Here is a 16,842-nt window from a genome sequence, read left to right as displayed (position 1 = left end):
AGGGGGTATAGGTGTCAATTTTTTATTCTATTTATTTTAAGTTGTCCATATGATGATAAAAAGCGAATAGTTAGGGGGTATCATATATGTTCACCAGTTGGGTATGTATTAGCATAATGCTCTTCATAACAATCATTTCAATCCACCTCAAACCAACAAAAAATGACCAGATGCATCAAATGATGTATATGATGATGATCAGTATGACTACTGGTTTAACAATAGGTGTACTCATTACACTTTCAAATCACCAACAATTTTTCAATTCCTTACTCATTTCAATGGGCTTACCTGCACTCATTGGGTTATGTATCGGCTTTCGATTACATTTCCTTGCACTACTTGAGGGGATCTTTACTGGAATGATGGCCGGTATGATGGGGAGCATGATCGTCGTGATGATTTCAATTTCAGAAGCACATGCTTTATTATTAATTTGTTTATTATTATTAACTTGTTCATCTATATTTTGTTCTACTATGTTTTTAAGTCAGCGATTCCCAAAACTACTATCATCATTCTTTCCAGTAATTATTATTTCTAGCCTGCTGCTCATTTTAACTGTGTTTTATTCTTTTACTCATTTTGGAAATACTCCTGCTTCCCAGAGCTATAAAATTAATGTGTTGAAAAAGTAGAAAGACACCCAACTTTGGACTTACCCCTGTCAAGTAGACAGTAATTAAAAAGTACTTTAAGCAGCCTTAGCCCTGTATTCTATAGGGCTAAGGTTATTTAATTTCTTTTGAAATCTCTTATTATTGTAGTACCAAATATAACGTTTCACTGCGTGCTCAACTTGTTTTTGTTCGATAAATTGATATCGATAAAAACATTCTGATTTAAAATGACTAAAGAAACTTTCAATACATGCATTATCTAAACAATTTCCTTTTCTGGACATACTTATCTTTATATTGTATCTTTTAAGTGTTAGGTTATATCTTTTTGAGGTGTACTGGAATCCTTGATCACTATGTATTAGGAGACCACTTACATCTCTTTTTTTTATCCCTTTTTTTATGGTATCTAAAACGAGTTTTAAATCATTTCTTTCACTTAATTGGTAAGAAATAATTTCGTTATTATAAAGATCTTGGATAACTGAAAGGTATAGTCTTTTTCCGTTAAATATTAGATAAGTTATATCGGTTACCCATTTTCTATTTGGGTTATCTGAAGAGAAATCTCGGTTTAAATAGTTATCAGAAATGACATAAGGTTCTTTACGACCAAAATACTTCCATTTCTTAACACGAATTTTAGCCTTAATCCCATTTTCTTTCATAAGGCGATATACTCGTTTATGGTTTACTACTATTCCATATACTTTCTTCAACCATGTTTTTACCCTTACATACCCGAAACTTTCATTTACATCTGGATCTTCATGACATTCTTTAATTTTAGAAACAATAAATTGATCTTCAATTTGTTTAATTGAAGGGTTTTCTTGTTTCTTAGCCCATTTATAAAATCCACTTTTAGAAACTCCTGCAATCTTACATAGTAAAATAACAGGAAACTTTGTTTTCAGCTCAAAAATAACACTAAACTCTAGCGCTTTCTTTTTAGTACCATCTCCTTTTTCAAAGCTAAGAGCTTTTTTAAATATGCATTCTCAGCTTCTAATCTTTGAATCTTTTCTGCATCACTTAATGGCTCTAACCGTGGTCTTCCTATATTTGGTCCTTTTGCCTTTCCACGTTTTTCTTCAAGCCCTGCGATACCTTCATTTTTATAATGTTTAACCCATCTTTCTACTACTGAATGAGCAATTCCCAGCTGTTTACCTATAGTTTTTAATCCCATACCCTCATCAAAATACAGGTTAATCGCTTTAAGTTTAAATTCTTTTGTATAAGTTTTTCTAATTTTCCCCATAAAAAATTCCCCCTATAGTAGACAGTACAGTACCTTTCTTTTAACTGTCTACTATAAGGGGATTATTACACTTAGGGTGTCTTTTCTTTTTTAAAAATTTCTTTTTTAGTAGATTGTATTTTTTAACCTAAAGATTATTTTCATAAAGTTACATAATTTGTGATAATTTTATAACAAATTCAAAATTTTCTACCAAATTTAACCACTATTTTGTATACTTACGTGAGTAATGAAACTCATTATACTTCCACATTGCTTTATTGTTTTTAGGAGGGATTTTATGTTGCTATTTAATGAAACTAATGTAAGTAAAATAATTCAAAAACCCAAAGCTTCATCAGAGAAAGGACTTCATTTTGATTTCATGGATGCTGTTCTTTGTTTTTGTGTTTTGGCGATTTTAATTTTCCTTATTTATGTATTAATTAAATATTATAAAAGTCAAAATAGCGAAGATCATATTTTTCAGTATGACGCAAACTTAGTTTTTTATCGTAAAATTTGGTATGCGCTTTATACTTTTTTATTTGTAGGTGGGCTTGTTACATACAAAATTTTTAATACTGTTCAATTTTCTGATATTAAGGATTTGGTTACAATCCCCATTTTAATCTCATTAATTTGGATTCCTTTATTTGTAGATATCTTTTTTCTCTTAACACCTGATAAATTTATCTGGGCTGGGAACACCATTGAAAAAAGTGTTAGTTTTAAAACTCAAATTGAAAAAAACGATCGATTAGTTGCTAAACTTCTTCAAAGGACTAATCATTATATTGAGTTCATAGAATCACTAGAATCGTATTTAGACAAGCAATTAGATCCTGAGGATGAATTAAATAATTTGCTAAAAAACTATTTATATTTTTACGAGGCCAAAGTTGTTGTCAAGATATACCCGGAAACAGATATTGCCTATACCGATTTTTTTAATATGTATAAATTAAGATTTGGTGTTGGAGATGATATTAAGCAATCATTTTTATCAGATATTAAATCAAAAAATCAGCATAGCATTGAAGACCAAGGGATATACGTGCTACAATTTATGAAAGATAGTTATTGCTATCTTGTTGCAGTTCAATCTACGGATTTATTAACGGTAGATAGACACTATTTATTTGCAATCACAACAATGTATTCTGCTATTAGAAACTTAAGATAAGGAGTCGATATGGATGTTTAAAAAATTATTATCGTTTAAAAAAGCTCCTGAATCACAACCTAAGTCCTCTCCTAAACGTAATGGAATCGTAATTGAACCATCCAGTGAAATCACTAATTTAAGAAAAACAAACAGATTAGCAATTAGAGCGTTAAAAAATAGAGGCGTATAGGGTGCAATGGTTGCACTCTTTTTTTGTTTTGAATCATATCTTATAAGAGATACTAATATACTATCTATTAGTGACTAAGAGGTGATTCAATTGAGCAAAAACAATCAAATTGAAGATGTACTTCAATCAAATGAAGAGATATTGCGAAGAATGAAACATATCAAGTCCAAACCATTAGGCGTAATCAATGAAGAAAATGTATTAAAGTCAAATAAAGATTTTCTAAAATCATTAAAAGATGAGCAAACGAACAAGAAAAAAAGATGGTGGAAATTTTGATTCCCCATCTTTTTTTAATTATTTTTTTAAAAATTTGTCGCCTAATTCGATTATTGAGAATACTTATAGCTTAATATTTTTCCCATTGAGTGTTATTTTTAGAAAGTTTATTAAAATATATTTAATTAAGAAATTCCCGTGGTAAATATAGTTCACTTCGTACTTGTACATTTCAGAATTGACTCCAGTACATTCAATGACCAGCGACACAAGATATTTCACATTAATCATTTCATTTATTTATCGAAACTTTATAACCGACAATTTCATCAAAATACTTTAAATGAATTTGTTCTTTGTTAATGTGATTTTTAAAATATCGTTCATGGATCAATACTTTTGCAATGTATTCTTTTCGAATATGCTCTTTTGCATCTTCAAGAGCAGTAACTGCTTCAACTAAGTCTGCCATTTTATTTGCTATTTTCTTTGAATTATATGATTGAATTTTAGCATCTAAAGTAGATGTATAAAGAACAATCTCATTTAATTCTTCCAGCTTTTTCTTAATGATTTCACTTTCATCTATTAATGTTTGAGGTGTATCCACTAATTTTTCTTCAATAAATGATTTAAAGACTTGATAACCATTCATTTTGTTAAACAGTCTCAAAATCTCTAAACCTAAAATATTAGCTGTTCCTTCCCAGACTGTAAGTACTTGAGCATCTCTTAGAAGTCGAGGTGTAACAAAATCTTCAATATAACCATTTCCTCCATGCATTTCAATCGCCTCGTGGGAGAAATGAATCGCTTCTTCCGCTGTACGCATTTTTAATAAAGCGATTAAAAGTCTTACTAATGTTTGTTCCTCACTTGTTCCATTTTCTTTCCCAACCACTCGATCATATAAAGCCACTAAATTAAATACTGCGCTTGTCTGAACTTCCTGAATGGTTGTAAGTTTTGCTAATGTCTCTTGGATCATTGGAAAATTCGTTAATATTTGTCCAAATGCCGGTCTATTTTCAGCATATTTCTTCGCCTCCACATAGGCTCTTCTCATAATTCCAACTGATGCTACAGCATTACATATTCTAGATAGATTCAATGCTTCCATCATATAGTTAATTCCTCTAGAAGGATCTCCGATTAGAAATGCTTTCGCTCCATTAAACTCAACTTCTCCTGATGGAACAGCTCTTACACCTAGCTTATCTTTTAAGCGACGAATCACGAATCCATTATTAGTACCATCATCATTCTTCCAAGGTACTAAAAATAAACTTAACCCCTTACTCCCAGAAGGCGCTCCCTCAATTCTTGCTAAAATTGTTGTAATACCACACTGACCTGCATTGCTAGCAAAATATTTTTCTCCGTAAATACGATAGTAATCTCCTTCTTTAACTGCTTTCACTACATTGGCCCCAACATCTGAACCACCCTGTCTTTCAGTTAAAAAAGTCGCTCCTTCATATAATTCTGTTTCCCCAGTTGATAATAGATGGGGGAGATATTTTTCTTTTAATGCTTCATCTGCATATTTTTCAACTAAAAACGTAGCAGCCATTGATAATGTTACTGGACAATAAAAACCAGCTTCAGCCTGTGATAATAAATAACCTTGTGCATAGGAATAAATATAATTCCCCTTTATACCAAGTTCGGGAATTGACTTATGAATATAACTAACAATCCCTCTATTATAAGTATTTTTTACAGTTTGCTTATAACCTTCATTTACCCAAACATGTGAAATATCATTACCATATGCATCATATTTGATTAAACGTGGTTGACCTTCTCGGTCTGTGTGAATTGCACGTTGATCGATTTCATTCGCACAAAGCTCACCAAATTCTTCTAATTCTTTATTAGCCCATGTAAAAAAATCCTCATTAAAATATTTTCCTAATATCAATTGTAGATTACGATCTTCTTTATAAAAATTCATTAAACCTTCCACATCCTTTTTCGGAAGTATTTCATTCGATTTCTAATAAATTCCGCTCAAGATTACTCTTCATTCTCATAATTTCTTCTTTTAATTGAATTAAATCGTTAATTTTTTTATCTAACTCTATAATTTTTTGATTTCCATATTCAATTGTTTTTTGTAATTGTTTTTCACCTGTTCGATCGAGCGTAAATAAATCAATCATTTCTTTTATTTCCTGCAAATGAAAGCCTAAATTTTTACCCCTTTGAATTAAATAAAGACGTGTACGATCTTTATGAGAATACCTTCTTCTACCACTTTCAGTATAGGATGGGTGTAATAATCCGATTTCTTCATAATATCTAAGGGTTCTATGAGTCGTATTAAATTCATTCGTCATCTCTCGAATCGAATAAAACTTCAAAATGCCCTCCTCCTTCTAGCTATAGATATATTATAAATCTTACGTAAACGTAAGTTTCAAGATGAATTCCTTCGACAAAAAATTCGAGGTTAAGAGATTTTTAAAGTATTTAATTCTTAATGCATCCTACTTTTCCTGCCTTTTTTTGGTATAACGTTTTACATTTCTGCAAAGCATAAATTTATCTGTAGCCTAAGGCTTATTAAATTCAATTAGTTCCATTAACAGTGAACTAGAAGGAGATTACAATGAGGAAAACAATTGCAGATTTACTGATTGATTCATTGATTCAGGCAGGAGTTACTAGAATTTACGGTATTGTTGGCGATTCTTTAAATGCTGTTTTGGATTCAATTAAAAACTCAAAAAGAATTGAATGGATCGGCGTTCGCCATGAAGAGGTTGCGGCTTTTGCTGCAGGTTCAGATGCTCTAATGAGTGGAAGTATCGCAGTTTGTGCGGGAAGCAGTGGTCCAGGTAATCTTCACCTAATTAACGGATTATACGATTGTCATCGAAGCCGTATTCCTGTACTGGCGATCGCGGCTCAAATTCCAAGCATCGAAATTGGAAGTGAGTATTTTCAACAAACTCGTCCTGAGCAATTATTTAAAGAATGCAGTCACTTCTGTGAAACAGTCTATAGAGCAGAACAAATGCCTCGTCTAGCAACGATTGCAATGCAGCATGCAATCGCAAGAAAAGGTGTATCTGTACTTGTTTTACCTGGAGACATAGCTGCTTTAGAAGATCGACAAACTGTTCCAGAACAAGTTATTCATGTAACGAATCCACTGATTAGTCCATCGAAACCTGAATTGGAAAAACTAGCTGGATTTCTCAATGATGGGAAGAAAGTTACACTACTTTGCGGAGCGGGCTGTGAAGGAGCTCATTCTCATTTAATGCTTCTTTGCGAAAAGTTAAAATCTCCAATGGTTATTGCGCTTAGAGGAAAAGAATTCCTTGAATACGATAATCCATATAATGCTGGGCTAACCGGATTAATTGGCTACTCATCAGGATATCACGCGATTATGGATTGTGATGTCTTGTTAATGCTTGGAACAGATTTCCCATATCGACAGTTTTATCCGGACGATGCAGTTATTTTACAAGTTGATGTTCGAGCTGAGCATCTAGGTCGACGAGCTGCACTTACTTATGGACTATGTGGAGATGTAAAAGAAACAATTAGTCAGTTATTACCTCTCTTAACAGATGTGAAAGATTCAAGCCATTTAGAAAAGTATGTTTCAGCATACAAAAATGTACGTGAAGATTTAGAAAAATTTGCTGTAGGAAAACCAGGTCGAACTCCAATCCACCCTCAGTATTTAACTAAGATTGTAAGTGATCTTGCAAGTGAAGATACGATCTTTACATGTGATGTCGGTACGCCTACATTATGGTCTGCACGATATTTACAAATGAATGGAAAAAGAAGATTACTTGGATCATTTAATCATGGAACGATGGCTAATGCCATGCCTCAAGCAATTGGTGCTCAAGTTTCTCAACCTGGACGTCAAGTAGTGGCATTATGCGGAGATGGTGGATTATCAATGTTAATGGGTGATTTATTAACGATCCACCAGCATAAATTACCTGTAAAAATAGTCGTATTCAATAATAGTGCGCTAAGTTTCGTAGAATTAGAAATGAAAGCTGCTGGTTACCTAGAAACTGGTACATCTTTAGAAAACCCTAACTTTGCATCATTAGCTCAAGCGATGGGGATTGAAGGAATTCGTGTAGAAGACCCTGCTGATTTAGAATCCGCTGTACAACGTGCGTTTGAACACAATGGACCGGCTCTAATCGATGTTTTAGTAAACCGTCAAGAACTGGCAATGCCTCCTAAAGTAAGTATTGAACAAGCGCATGGATTTACACTATGGACATTAAAAGCTGTATTAAATGGCCATGCAAGTGATGTAATTGATCTTGCTAAATCGAATCTTTTAGATCGATTACATCTATAAAAAAGAACCCGTTCGATTTGAACGGGTTCTTTTGTTTATTCAGAATATATTCCATACTCCGGGTTCATGAGTCACTAAAATAGCTCTTTGTTCTAAATTACTTACTCATAAACAATTTAAAAAGAACCCGTTTATTTAAAACGGGCTCTTCCTTAAATTTGTTCAGTAAGTTTGCCATTTTCAATGTAAACAACACGGTCACACAAATCTAACATCCTTTTATCATGAGTGACCATTATCGCAGCTTTTTGCCTTTGCTTCACTTCTTTAGATAGCATTTCAACAACAGCTCTTCCTCTTTCAGAATCGAGACTAGCTGTAGGTTCATCCGCAAAGATTACTTCTGGATCATTCATTAGTGCTCGTGCAATGGCTACTCGTTGTCTCTCTCCACCTGATAAATTTTCTGGATAGTTTCTCATCCTCTTTGATAATCCTAATTGTTCAAGTAATTCGTTTGCTTTCTTCTCGGCAACTTTGGTTTTTATTCCAGCTAATTCAGCAATTAATAGAAGCTGATCTTTAACTGTTAAATATGGGATTAAATTAGACATTTGAAAAATAAATCCGATTTTAGATAATCTAAATTCATTCAGTTTATTTGCTGGAAGATTACTTATTTCAATATCATCTATTAAAATTTTCCCACTAGTCGGAGATAATAATGCTCCTGCTATTGAAAGGAAGGTGCTTTTCCCTGAGCCAGACGGACCAACAACTGCTACTAGTTCACCAGCTTTTACTTGAATGGAAACTTGATCTAATACTGTTGTTGCTAAAGAATCACCGTCATTGTATGTTTTGCTAATATTATCTAGTACTAGTTTATTACTCATTAAAAAGCCCTCCCTATTGCTTCAATCGCATCTATTTTTACTACTTTTAATAAAGATATTAACGAACCAACTATTGCTACAAATAGGAATAATAATGAACTTCCGATGATTAACTTAGCATCAAATACAAAAGGTAAGCTAGCTGGTAATACTTTAGATAATCCAAATGTGGTTGAAATGCTGATCATTAAACTTAATAGTGTAAGTGTTAAAACTTGAAAAATAATATTCTTAGCTAAATAACTAGTTTTTGAACCTATTGCTTTTAGCACGCCAAATTGATTAATTTTTTGAATCGTAATGATATAGAAAAAGACTGCTAATACAAAAGCTCCGATAAAGAATAGAAAAACAATCATCATTAGTAAAGAACCCTGCTCTTCTTTATAACCAGGTATGCCTTTTAATGCTTGATTTTTATTAATCACTTCTACTCCTGAGACTTTTTCACTTACTTTTTTTGCTGTACTTTCGTTTGTTTTTAATGCAATTGCATTAAATGAATTCTTACTATTGACCATTGCCCACTCTTTGTAATTCATATGGATAACCGGTGCGTGACTATATGATTGATTCTCGGTAAATCCAACAACTTTAAATTCTTTACCCGAGATTTGATCTGAAATTATGTCCCCAAGCTTGATTCCTTTTTCTTTTAAAGAAATATCTCCTACCACTTCATTCTTTGTTGAATTATTAATCATTTCTCCTTCAATTACCTTTGGGGCTGCTAACCCATTCACATCAATTCCAAATAAGGTAGCATCAATTTTTTTAGATGTTCCATCCTTTAGAAACGTAGTCATTTGAACTCCTAAAGTAGTGGAATTTTTCTCATCAACCAAGTTCTGAACTTCATTTATTTGATTTTCCGTTAACATTGAATGATTAATTTGTTTACCCGATTCTTTTTGTAATACAAAATAATTTGAGGCCATGCTATCAATAGAAGAAGCATTATCAAAAGATAATCCTTTCGCCAATCCTGAAACGAATAATACTAGGAATGATATAAGGATCATGATTAGACTAATTAATAAAAAACGTAATTTTGCGTGTTTAAATTCCCTTAATGCAAGAAACACCTGTCATTCATCTCCTTTAACATACTAAATTTTAAAGAGTGTAAAAAGTAGAATCACTCTCTGTAATTTAAAGTATAGGAATGTTAGATGAACAACAGGTGAACAGTCGATTACAATTATAAATCAGAACTCTTTTATATTTGGTATGGATAGATGAAATTTAGTTCCTTCGCTTACTTTACTACTTACTTCAATATGCCCATTATGTAATTCAATGATTTGTTTAACTATCGCTAAACCTAAGCCGCTACTGGATTCCTTTCGATTTCTTGCCTTATCAGCAATAAAAAATCGATTAAATATTTGTTGTAAATCCTTTTCGGAAATACCAATTCCAGTATCTTGAAATTCAATTTGAACATACTCTTCATTACTACTCAGTTTTATTGAGATTGATCCACCTTCATGATTAAATTTAATGCTATTCGTCATTAGGTTTGTCCAGACTTGATGTAGTAGATTCTTATCAGCATACACATAAGTTTGTGGTAATTCCAAATCAATGGCCAACTCTTTGTTTCTCCAACTCCATTCAGTTGTAAAAACTACTTGTTTAATTTGCTCGGCAACATCAAAAGTTGTTTTTTGCAATATACTTTCTTCCTTATCTAAGGCAGCTAGCGTTAATAATTGTTTACTTAACAAGGACATTCTTTTACTTTCTTCCTCTATTATTGATAAGTAATGATTCTTTTGCTCTTCGGTTAATTTTTCAGTTTGTAGTGATTGCGAAAAACCTTGTATCGAAGCAAGTGGTGATTGAATTTCATGAGATACATTTGACACAAACTCCTGACGCATCGCTTCAATTTGTCCTAATCTTTGTGACATATGCGAAAAGTGATTAGCCAGTTTTCCTATTTCGTCTTGGCGTTTAATTTGCAATTGAACATTATATTTTCCTTCTGCAATTTTTTTAGTTGCTTCAGTTAATTTAATAATCGGTTTTACAATATATCTTGTACTAACTAGAACAAATACGATACTTAATACAATTGTCAGTAAGAGAAGAATGGAAAAGAGTATACGCAATTCACCAAATTGAAGCTGTACATTTGGACGCATAAAAAGCGCTAAATGATTAGTAGTCGATTTTAAAGGAACACCGACTGTATTACTTAATGTATTATCAAAAAAACCAGTCACAAATAATGATGTTGGAAATTCGGCAATACCATGGTAGACCTTCCCGTTTAAAACAGAATCAATCACTTTCCGATCTAGTTTTTTTTCTCTAAAAGAACCACCATAAAAGGATTGATTTCCTTGTTGATCTACTAATAAAATTTGATATCCCAATTTACTAATACTTTTTAAGTAATTGCTTAATTCGATATCATTATTTTCTTCATAAAAAGTACCAACGTCTAAAGCCATTTTAGTTAATTTCTTATCATTATAAGGCTTTAGATTATAGTGGTAATACACATTCGAAAGAAAGAAAGCCAATAAACTGCTACAAATCATTACACCGAGGATTGTAAGAACAATTCTTATGTATAAAGTTTTCACTTTCTAGTGACCTCCAATTTATAACCAACGCCACGAACGGTTTTTATACTAAAGTCATTCGTTAAACTAGAAAACCTTTCACGTAAACGTTTAATATGAACATTTATTGTTCGATCATCACCTTCAAAATCAGCACCCCAAATTAATTGGATCAGCTCATCACGTGTAAAAATTCGATCTGGATAACTTGCCAATTGAGACAATAATTCAAATTCCTTCATTGGAAGCATAAGTAATTTTCCATTACAGTAAACTTCATAACTTTTTCGATCGATAACGGTTTCGTTCAGTTTTATTTTTTGAGCACTAATCATATTGTATCTTCTTAACAGAGCCTTAATCCGAAATAGTATTTCTTTTGGTTCAAATGGTTTGGTCAAATAGTCATCTGTGCCTACTGCAAAACCTTTTTCTTTATCAGAAAGCTCGCTTTTTGCAGTTAACAATATTACGGGAAAATCATAATACTCTCTTATTTCTTCACAAAGTTGGTACCCATCTTTTCCTGGCATCATTATATCTACAATCGCTAAATTAATTTGTTGTTGCTCAAGCAATGCAGAAGCTTCGTCTCCGTTAGCTGCTTCAAATGTCGTGTAGCCTTCAGTTTGTAAATACATTTTCAATAACTCTCTTATATGAGAATCATCATCCACAATTAAAATTCGAATCATAATTTATCCCCATTCTTTGAATTTAGTGCAATTATTTAAAAAATCATATCATATTTTAATTTTAATATCCTTTTACTATTTTTCATGGGCTTAAAATGCGGATGTATTATAGCATGAAAAAAAATTTCTGTAATATAGTTTGTCCCCCATACATTTTTGTATTTTAGACATACTATTAATATGTAGTTTAAAATGGCTGTTTTCGTAAATCTTGTTGCTCTTTAAGGAGATGTCTAGTTGAATATAATCGGGAGACATCTCAAATTTCCACTTTTCAGATTGCCCTACAGAAACCCCACACCTTGTTTCCAACCAGCTTCTTTCTTTACTGTGTGATTTAAAAATGATCGGTTTATAAACAACAACCATTTCGAAAAGAGTCAATCATGATAGAATTGTGTTAGAAATAGTAATATTTGTCCCTATTTCCGATATTGTTATTCCAACATAATAATATTTTAAAAAAGTTCCTTTATGGAACTTTTTTTAACATTATTGAAAAAATTAGTTTCCAATTAAATTTAGTGGCACATTTAATCATTATTGATAGTTTTATTTGCGTGCAACTTTATTCATCACACTCCTTCTTTAATCTGAAAAAATAAAAAAACTGTCATACAACAGTCCTTTAGTTATGTATTTTAATAGCATCTATTAAGAAGTTAGACATTTTAACTGCCTTCTCAAACTCTTTTTCTTTCACATAATAATCATACAACTCCTTACCATATCGTTTTATAAAAATAGTATGATTGCGTGACTTAAAGTATGGAAAAGCTGTTTTTTCTATGTACACTATATACTCTTCCGTTTTATTTTCAATCAAATAGATCAGTAATGTGAAAAGAATTTGATAATGTTGATTCTTTAAATCATTCGCGATTGTTAGACCTTTTTGAGCACTATTTAATAAAGCAGATTTGCGCATTAATTTACCTTCAAATGAACTTCTAAGATAATTATTAAGTCGTTGAAGATAAATTACCGATGGCTTTTTCTCCAATTGTAATGCTGCCTTATAATATTTTTGAGCCTTTTCATAGTCTTTTCTTTTATAATATTCTAAAGCAAAATTATTCAATAACATCCCTGTTTTATCCGGTGCATTAAGCGTTTCACTATCATGAATCAGGTTTTTATATGATTGTTTCAATATTTTAAAGTCTAAGTGCCCATCGTTGCTTGATTGTAAAAGCATAATTGATTCAGCATTTATGGCACGTAAATAATTACTTGTATCTTTAAAATATTTAAGGGCTTTTTCTGCGTATACATAAGCCATTACCTTAGAATCAACCCATACATATGCAACAGCTAAATGATAATAGTATTCTGGATTTCCGTATTCGTTTAGATCAATCTTCTTTAAAGTTTGTATTGCTTTATGATGATTCTCTGTACTTGAATTATTGTAATTATTTAAATAATAAATTCCTATTACATGCAAAAGGAGATTTCTTTCAAAAGGAGGTAGATCTTTATAGTTTCTTTGTATACTTAGTATAATTGTATAAGTGTTTTTATAGTCGTTCTTTAAGAGATAATATCTTGCTAGCAGCAATTGATACAAAGCATCATATTTTGGCGAATTAATAAAAGGGATTTTTTCTAGCTCTTTTTTATATGAATCAACTTCCTTCATTCTTACTTTAATAATTGCTGTATGCCAGTTTAGTAGTTTATTTTCAAGATTTTCAAAGTTTGCAATTTCTTTTCGAATATCAATTTGTAATCGTTCAGAAAACAAGGTAATAATCTCAGATGAGTAGGAAGTATTCCCTCTTTCAATTTTTCCAACGTGCTTTGAAGAGCAGATTCCTTTTCCAAGTTCTTCTTGTGTTAGCCCGGCTTTCGTACGATAAAATTTTATAACTTCTCCTTCGATCATTGATTGCTCCTCCTATCCTAAAACTTATACTAAATATACAATAGTTCAACTTAGTTTCCATCATGCTATACACACAATTTATGAGGATATTTTAATGTAAAATTAATAATTATTACTTACTATACTTATTTTAAGGTATAGGAAAAATTTAACAGAAAATAAGAAAACCATGAACAGGTAAACTAGTTCATGGTTTAATTTTGTTATTCGTATACACCTACTGAAGAATATGCATCCATAGCAGCCTTCGTTTGAGCAGAAGGTACTCCATTTTTATCTGGGAAGAAATCACGTGATGCCTGAATTACTGCTGCTCTCATTTCTTTAAAGTTAGAATCAGCAGTTAGATATTTCATAGATTGGTAGTAAATTTTTTGTGCATTATTTACACCAACACCAGTAATCGTATAACCGTTATTTGTACCACCTTGTGTAATTAGGTATGCAGCTTTGTTGTTAATACCACTATTAATATGCACTCCGCCATTATCCTCAGTACCTAAATATCGATCTTGATAAGTATCTGGATAGTAACCTGAAGGCATATATTTCGTGCTTACACGTACTGAACCTGGGTCGCTTAATGAACGGAGTCCACCATCACCTGCTTTAGTTGGAGTGTAAACATCTTCACCCATTTCCCACTCGTTTACTTTCGTTGTATAGATTTGAACGAATGTTCCAAAGATGTCTGCTAATGACTCATTAAGAGCTCCAGACTCTCCACTATATGTTAAATCTAGGCCAGACTTTTCAATCACACCATGTGTCATTTCATGTCCAATTACATCTAATCCACCAGAAAGTGCGCCTAAAACAACTCCATCGCCATCTCCATATAACATTTGTTTACCATTCCATGCTGCATTATTCCATTTAGCTCCCACGTGTACTGTACTAATTAAAGTCATACCTTTGTTATCTAAGCTGTTACGTTTAAATACATTTTGATAGTATTTGTTTACTTTATCAGCATTAACATGAGCAGAAACTGCTGCAGGATCATAGAAGAAATTAGTTGGACTATTCGTTGTTACTTCAAAGCCAGTAAATCCTAAAAGTGCTGATAATATGATAAATGAAGTTTCAGGCATGCGATGTGCATCAAATGTTGCTAGTGGTACGATAGTAGGGCTTGTTGTAGAACCAGTAACTGATCCACCATATAAATAACTAGAACCAGTTGATGCATCTTTTCCAACTGGGAAAGATTGCATTTTACCAAATACGTCTAAGCCCTTTCCAGTAGCAACTGTCAGTTTTGATACATCAACATTATCAATTGCATTAAAGCTATTAATGATTTCACCATTTGTAGCATCTACAAAATAGTGGAAATATCCTGGTGCTGGAACAGAAGTTGAAGCCTTAACTAAATACGCTAAGTGATACTCTCCTTTATATGGATAGATCGTCAATTGTGTATCAATTCCATCATAATTTTTAACAACTCCGATTTGTGAATCAATACTTTCCTTCGCAGTTGCTACAGCATCGTCCTCAGAAATTGTAGCTTCAGTCGGAATAATTGCGCGAGATAATGTTTGATTTACATCACCAAATGATGCATATACATTGTTATCTGCGTCTAATGCTACAGTTTGTCCTGAACCATAAATTGGAATTCCCTTATACTGTTCAATTGTTCTTACATGGTAAGTATCAGTCACACTATTAGCTTCTTCACCTACAATCTTAAATTGTTCCCATGGAGAACTTGATCTTGCAAGACTTTTTACCTTTGAATTCAGGTACGCTTTTACTACCTCTTCCTTACTTAAAGCTTGATTAACTGTCGCTGCACTTGCTTTTACATTTACAAATGAAGGTAAAGTTGTTAGTCCTCCACTAAATGCCACTGTTAATGCCATTACAGCTGGAATTGCTTTTCTTCTCATTCTTTTCTCTTTTTTCATCTTCAAAACTTTCACCCCTTATTTAAATTGTTTTGCGACTGCAATTTTCATTATTAAGAAAATTCAAAATTAAATCAATATGTCAAACCCGGGTTCTTTTTCAGGTGATTTTACAGCTTTTTACCCTACAAACGACTAATTCTGACAAAAAACTACCGTTTATTAACTCAAAAATAACCCGGTTTCAATTTTCCGACAACTGAGCAATAATGAATTTCAACAGGGCTTTTGCAAAGGAGTGAAAATTTGAAACAAGCAAGAAAAAAAGTCTCCATCATCGTCAGTTTATGTTCTATTCAATTTTACTTGGCAATGCAAACAGTTGGTCAAACGGAGGCAACCTTTTCTAGTCAAGTATCTACAGAACAAGTCGTTTCAGCAGCAATCGTGTTTCCTAAAACAATCCAACAATTAGAAATAGCTGCAAAAGATCATTCAACAAGAGCTAATCATTTATATAAGACGATCCTACAGACATCAATTAATGGTAATTACTCTGAATTGTCAAATTTACTTACTACTGTTCTTAATGAGGAACAAGAATTAAATAATGAGATTAAGAGTTTACAAAGTATTCAAGAGCAGTTGAACTCTTATCACAATCAAATTCATGAACTTTCTGAAACTGAACAAAGTAACTATGAATATGAGAGAAAAGGCTACCAGGTTGTTAATCAACTAATCCAGCAATTAAATGAAACAATTAATCTTCAAAAGATAGCGTCCATTAAATCTACAATTCAAACCCAGCTAAGTGAAAGTAAAGAAACGATTAATAACGATACTAGTGAACCTAAAAATGCTACCGAATCTGATCAGGACCAAAGTTCTAATCGTTCTGATACAGATTCAATTCAGAGCCAGGATTCTAATAGTTCTGAAACAGATTCAATTCAGAGCCAGAATTCTAATAACTCTGATACAGATTCAATTCAAAGCCGGGATTCTAATAATTCTGATACAGATTCAATTCCGAACCAGAAATCTAATCATACAGATATAGATTCAGTTCCGAACCAGGATTCTGATCAGACCAATACAGATTCAGTTCTGAGCCAAGATTCTGATCAGACCAATACGGATTCAATCTCAAATGAAGTTTCTAATAATTCAGTAAATACAATTCAAAACGAATAGGTG

Annotated in this window: 16 protein-coding genes; 6 read left to right on the top strand and 10 right to left on the bottom strand. The window is 32.2% G+C overall.

The genetic code is table 11. The annotated features are described in order from the left end of the window. The first annotated feature begins 86 nt into the window (after positions 1–86). Positions 87–638 carry a hypothetical protein gene (locus V5E38_RS00790; RefSeq protein ID WP_097976684.1) on the top strand — a complete coding sequence of 184 codons (552 nt, stop codon included), beginning with the start codon at positions 87–89 and terminating at the stop codon, positions 636–638. 56 nt (positions 639–694) lie between these two features. Here the strand turns inward: V5E38_RS00790 and V5E38_RS00785 are convergent, their stop codons facing one another. Both V5E38_RS00785 and V5E38_RS00780 read right to left on the bottom strand, forming a co-directional pair. Continuing rightward, the gene (locus V5E38_RS00785; protein WP_499213488.1) at positions 695–1,615 is read right to left on the bottom strand and encodes an IS3 family transposase; all 921 of its coding nucleotides are present in this window, start codon (positions 1,613–1,615) and stop codon (positions 695–697) included. Beyond that, complete coding sequence (locus tag V5E38_RS00780) at positions 1,558–1,884, bottom strand: transposase (protein ID WP_499210303.1); 327 nt, start codon at positions 1,882–1,884, stop codon at positions 1,558–1,560. The genes V5E38_RS00785 and V5E38_RS00780 overlap by 58 nt, the downstream gene beginning before the upstream one ends. 280 nt (positions 1,885–2,164) lie before the next feature. Here V5E38_RS00780 and V5E38_RS00775 point away from each other — a divergent pair, with 280 nt between their 5' ends. The 3 genes from V5E38_RS00775 to V5E38_RS00765 all read left to right on the top strand — a co-directional run bounded on the left by V5E38_RS00775 (position 2,165) and on the right by V5E38_RS00765 (position 3,500). After that, entirely contained in the window at positions 2,165–3,049 is an 885-nt protein-coding gene (locus V5E38_RS00775; protein ID WP_499211823.1) for a hypothetical protein, read from the top strand. A gap of 13 nt (positions 3,050–3,062) precedes the next feature. Further along, entirely contained in the window at positions 3,063–3,221 is a 159-nt protein-coding gene (locus V5E38_RS00770) for a hypothetical protein (protein ID WP_176522550.1), read from the top strand. A 90-nt stretch (positions 3,222–3,311) separates the two neighbouring features. Next, the gene (locus V5E38_RS00765; RefSeq protein ID WP_499211822.1) at positions 3,312–3,500 is read left to right on the top strand and encodes a hypothetical protein; all 189 of its coding nucleotides are present in this window, start codon (positions 3,312–3,314) and stop codon (positions 3,498–3,500) included. Positions 3,501–3,732: 232 nt separating this feature from the next. Here the strand turns inward: V5E38_RS00765 and V5E38_RS00760 are convergent, their stop codons facing one another. Together V5E38_RS00760 and V5E38_RS00755 are read right to left on the bottom strand one after the other, a co-directional pair. After that, the gene (locus V5E38_RS00760; RefSeq protein WP_499211821.1) at positions 3,733–5,397 is read right to left on the bottom strand and encodes an acyl-CoA dehydrogenase family protein; all 1,665 of its coding nucleotides are present in this window, start codon (positions 5,395–5,397) and stop codon (positions 3,733–3,735) included. 31 nt (positions 5,398–5,428) lie between these two features. Next, on the bottom strand, positions 5,429–5,806 hold the full coding sequence (locus V5E38_RS00755; protein ID WP_499211820.1) for a MerR family transcriptional regulator: 378 nt from the start codon (positions 5,804–5,806) through the stop codon (positions 5,429–5,431). A gap of 248 nt (positions 5,807–6,054) precedes the next feature. Between V5E38_RS00755 and poxB the strand changes: the two genes are divergently transcribed. Next, a complete protein-coding gene (gene poxB, locus V5E38_RS00750; protein ID WP_499211819.1) occupies positions 6,055–7,791 on the top strand; it encodes a ubiquinone-dependent pyruvate dehydrogenase in 1,737 nt (578 codons plus the stop codon). 152 nt (positions 7,792–7,943) lie between these two features. Here poxB and V5E38_RS00745 read toward each other — a convergent pair whose 3' ends face one another. The 6 genes from V5E38_RS00745 to V5E38_RS00720 form a co-directional block, all read right to left on the bottom strand. Continuing rightward, positions 7,944–8,627: an ABC transporter ATP-binding protein gene (locus V5E38_RS00745; RefSeq protein WP_499211818.1), complete on the bottom strand. Its 684-nt coding sequence runs from the start codon at positions 8,625–8,627 to the stop codon at positions 7,944–7,946. Next, a complete protein-coding gene (locus tag V5E38_RS00740) occupies positions 8,627–9,712 on the bottom strand; it encodes an ABC transporter permease (RefSeq protein ID WP_499211817.1) in 1,086 nt (361 codons plus the stop codon). Before V5E38_RS00740 ends, V5E38_RS00745 begins: the two co-directional genes overlap by 1 nt. A gap of 123 nt (positions 9,713–9,835) precedes the next feature. After that, positions 9,836–11,224 (bottom strand): sensor histidine kinase, encoded by a 1,389-nt coding sequence (locus V5E38_RS00735; protein WP_499211816.1) that lies wholly within the window; start codon positions 11,222–11,224, stop codon positions 9,836–9,838. Beyond that, positions 11,221–11,898: a response regulator transcription factor gene (locus V5E38_RS00730; RefSeq protein ID WP_429889194.1), complete on the bottom strand. Its 678-nt coding sequence runs from the start codon at positions 11,896–11,898 to the stop codon at positions 11,221–11,223. The genes V5E38_RS00735 and V5E38_RS00730 overlap by 4 nt, the downstream gene beginning before the upstream one ends. Positions 11,899–12,526: 628 nt before the next feature. Further along, positions 12,527–13,786: a helix-turn-helix domain-containing protein gene (locus V5E38_RS00725; protein ID WP_499211815.1), complete on the bottom strand. Its 1,260-nt coding sequence runs from the start codon at positions 13,784–13,786 to the stop codon at positions 12,527–12,529. Between the two features lie 203 nt (positions 13,787–13,989). Then, positions 13,990–15,684 carry a M4 family metallopeptidase gene (locus V5E38_RS00720; protein WP_499213487.1) on the bottom strand — a complete coding sequence of 565 codons (1,695 nt, stop codon included), beginning with the start codon at positions 15,682–15,684 and terminating at the stop codon, positions 13,990–13,992. A gap of 264 nt (positions 15,685–15,948) precedes the next feature. Here V5E38_RS00720 and V5E38_RS00715 point away from each other — a divergent pair, with 264 nt between their 5' ends. Further along, the gene (locus V5E38_RS00715) at positions 15,949–16,839 is read left to right on the top strand and encodes a DUF4047 domain-containing protein (protein ID WP_499211814.1); all 891 of its coding nucleotides are present in this window, start codon (positions 15,949–15,951) and stop codon (positions 16,837–16,839) included. The last annotated feature ends 3 nt before the right edge of the window (positions 16,840–16,842 follow it).

Origin of the sequence: Rossellomorea sp. GAMAL-10_SWC, assembly GCF_049568075.1 — a bacterium.
In the GTDB taxonomy this organism is placed as follows: domain Bacteria; phylum Bacillota; class Bacilli; order Bacillales; family Bacillaceae_G; genus Gottfriedia.
This window is presented reverse-complemented; position numbering and strand designations above follow the sequence as displayed.

Excerpts from the sequence above, each read along its gene's own strand:
- V5E38_RS00790 (WP_097976684.1), top strand. The coding sequence starts at position 87 with ATGTTCACCAGTTGGGTATGTATTAGCATAATGCTCTTCATAACAATC.
- V5E38_RS00780 (WP_499210303.1), bottom strand. The coding sequence starts at position 1,884 with ATGGGGAAAATTAGAAAAACTTATACAAAAGAATTTAAACTTAAAGCG.
- V5E38_RS00775 (WP_499211823.1), top strand. The coding sequence starts at position 2,165 with ATGTTGCTATTTAATGAAACTAATGTAAGTAAAATAATTCAAAAACCC.
- V5E38_RS00770 (WP_176522550.1), top strand. The coding sequence starts at position 3,063 with ATGTTTAAAAAATTATTATCGTTTAAAAAAGCTCCTGAATCACAACCT.
- V5E38_RS00760 (WP_499211821.1), bottom strand. The coding sequence starts at position 5,397 with ATGAATTTTTATAAAGAAGATCGTAATCTACAATTGATATTAGGAAAA.
- poxB (WP_499211819.1), top strand. The coding sequence starts at position 6,055 with ATGAGGAAAACAATTGCAGATTTACTGATTGATTCATTGATTCAGGCA.
- V5E38_RS00745 (WP_499211818.1), bottom strand. The coding sequence starts at position 8,627 with ATGAGTAATAAACTAGTACTAGATAATATTAGCAAAACATACAATGAC.
- V5E38_RS00730 (WP_429889194.1), bottom strand. The coding sequence starts at position 11,898 with ATGATTCGAATTTTAATTGTGGATGATGATTCTCATATAAGAGAGTTA.
- V5E38_RS00725 (WP_499211815.1), bottom strand. The coding sequence starts at position 13,786 with ATGATCGAAGGAGAAGTTATAAAATTTTATCGTACGAAAGCCGGGCTA.
- V5E38_RS00720 (WP_499213487.1), bottom strand. The coding sequence starts at position 15,684 with ATGAGAAGAAAAGCAATTCCAGCTGTAATGGCATTAACAGTGGCATTT.